General features: G+C 50.7%; 2 protein-coding genes. Both read left to right on the top strand.

Annotation, left to right across the window (positions count from 1 at the left end; all coding sequences use genetic code 11):
• A partial coding sequence (locus QZP87_RS10260; RefSeq protein WP_291322829.1) for a hypothetical protein occupies positions 1–916 on the top strand: 916 nt, incomplete at its 5' end.
• 114 nt (positions 917–1,030) lie between these two features.
• On the top strand, positions 1,031–2,053 hold the full coding sequence (locus QZP87_RS10255; protein WP_291322828.1) for a Fic family protein: 1,023 nt from the start codon (positions 1,031–1,033) through the stop codon (positions 2,051–2,053).
• Positions 2,054–2,611 lie beyond the last annotated feature (558 nt).

Genomic DNA, 2,611 nt, shown 5'->3' with positions numbered 1-2,611 from the left:
TGCTCATGAGTTCAAGAAACTGAAGAAACAGGTGGACATGTATTCCAGGGGTCCCAGCTACCTGTATCTGTACGGGCCCTCATTCAACGGCAAGACCAATTTCCTGCGCTTTTGCCTGAAATTGATGACCGGCAGGCATCTGGAGCCCATTGCCCAGGAATATTTCAACAAGACCAGGATCATGAGCGCCAAGATGTTCGGCACGGTTTTTCCGCTCATGTTTGATGATGTAAATATCGGCTCAGGCTCAAACATTGAAACAGTGCTCAAGAATTACTGGGAGGTATGGTGGAACCCGGGACATCCTGTGCCCCAGATAATCATGACCACAAACCGGTTTAATCCCCCGGAATGGGCCAATACCAGGATCAAGAGGATCAATTTTGACGTCAAGTTCGATCAGAAAAATATCCAGGCCAGCGAAACCCTGAACCGGATATTGAACACGGATTGTGATTTCTTCAAGCTTTTTGCCCACAGCTACCTGGAAAAACTGGATCAGCCCATAGATAATATCAAAGAAGATCTCCTGGTGGATGAGTTGAGCCTGAGCAGAAAAATCTTTGCCGATTTTTACCGGTTTGCTGAAAGGTCTGTTCCGGATTACTTTCCGCAGGTCCCGGTGGATAAGCTCTATGATATTGACAAGATGGAGTGGCAGGAACTGTTTGCGACCAAGGTCCTGACCCAGGAAGAACATGGCAATAAGATCTTTGTCCATGCGGACAAAACAGTGCACACTTACGAAGTGGAGCGTTTTATGCGGCTGCTGCCTCAGGGGGTAAAGGCCAAGCGCAAGGCCCACACCATAATCATAGAGGGCCGGGACAAGTACCTGGAATGGATCAATGCCGGCAAAAGGGACCAGGGTTTCTGGAAAAATCTGATGAATAGATTTAAAAGGACAAGACTGTAGAGTAGACTGATGTGTCTTTGCAAGGGCTTCACCAAAAAGTGAAAGAAAATCTTGCTATCCAACGACTTGATTTTTCAGTTCGCTGCCACAAGAGTCGAGTAACAGAAGGCTTAAATGACTGGTTCGCAAAACTATAAACCGCCATACACCATTACCTCGGCAATCATCAGCCTGGTTGCAGAGATCAGTGAAGCAATGGGTCGTATTACCGCACTTTCGCATGATGCTGCTGGTTTGAGGCTGCGCCGAATCAACCGCATTCGTACCATTCAGGGCACACTGGCCATTGAAGGCAACGAGCTGAGTCAGGAACAGATCACGGCTATTCTGGAAGGCAGACGGGTTGTGGCTCCTCCCAGGGAGATCCAGGAAGTACGCAACGCCATTGCAGTGTATGATCGTTTTGATCAGTGGCGGCCAGAATATGAGATGGATCTGCTTGAAGCCCATAGCCTGCTGATGCAGGGGCTGATTCATGAGCCCGGAAAATACCGCAGCGGCGCCTCTGGTGTGCTGGGTGGGCAGAGTGTTGTCCATATAGCCCCTCCCCCGGGCCGCGTCCCTGAGTTGATGGGCAGGCTTTTCAACTGGCTGGCTTCCAGCCGGGAGCATGCGCTTATTACCGGTGCAGTTTTTCACTACGAATTTGAGTTTATCCACCCCTTTGCTGATGGCAACGGCCGCATGGGCCGGTTGTGGCAAAGCCTTATCCTGGCCCGCTGGCAGCCTTTGTTTGCAGATATCCCTGTAGAAAGCATGATCCTGGAACATCAGGCCGACTACTATCGGGTGTTTAAGGAAAGCACGAACCAGGCCGATTGTGCACCATTTGTCGAGTTTATGCTGAATATGATCATGCAGACCTTGAAAACTTATACCCCCCAGGTCAGCCCTCAGGTGACCCCCCAGGTCAAACGACTTCTGGAGGTGCTGCGCGGAGAAATGAGCCGGGAAGATTTACAGAAGGCCCTGAACCTCCGGGACCGCAAGTCGTTCAGAGAGATCTACCTCAAGCCCGCTCTGGCAGAAGGGTTGATTGAAATGACCATGCCCGCCAGACCAAGCAGCCGCTTTCAGAAATACCGTCTGGCCTACAGCGGACGCAGGTGGCTGGGGCAGCGCGATCAGGGGGGATAAATCCCGGTTGATTTCAGTCGGGCATTTTTCTGCAATGTCTGGCTTATTTTGACCTTGCAGAATCAGGCGAGCCTTATGCTTTGCATTTTAGACACATGCAGCCGGTGGATCACCAGTAAACCTGCTCATCAGGCATCCGGGGGAACAGATTCGGATTAGGGACTCCCAGGTTTTGTCTGGAGAAACTCTGGACTCCGGTCCTGGAACTTCCCGGGCCGGAGAATAAACATCGTAACCATTCAGGGAGGGCGCCGGAAGCGGCCTGGTGCCAGTAATCACCACCGGGGACCCCCTGAATGGTAGCATTATAAAGAAAAGGGCAGGTTTTTGAGCGCAAAAGTCTGTATATTTATTCGGTACAATGCTTTTGCCATTTTGATTCTGGGACTATAATCGTAACTTCTCAATAACTCCGGGCGATCTTACACTAACGCGGTCTTTGCCCGCAACCCAGATAAGAAAAGAGTTTTTAGCCCACCCCAGTAAAATGGGAAGAAATTTTACGGGGCAGGCAGATCACACCCAGTGAAATCCGTCCCAGTGAAACCCCCTTTGGGG

This window comes from Desulfonatronospira sp. (genome assembly GCA_003563255.1).
Taxonomy (GTDB): Bacteria; Desulfobacterota; Desulfovibrionia; order Desulfovibrionales; family Desulfonatronovibrionaceae; genus Desulfonatronospira.
Note: the sequence above shows the minus strand (reverse complement) of the source record. Positions and strands in the feature narration are given on the sequence as shown.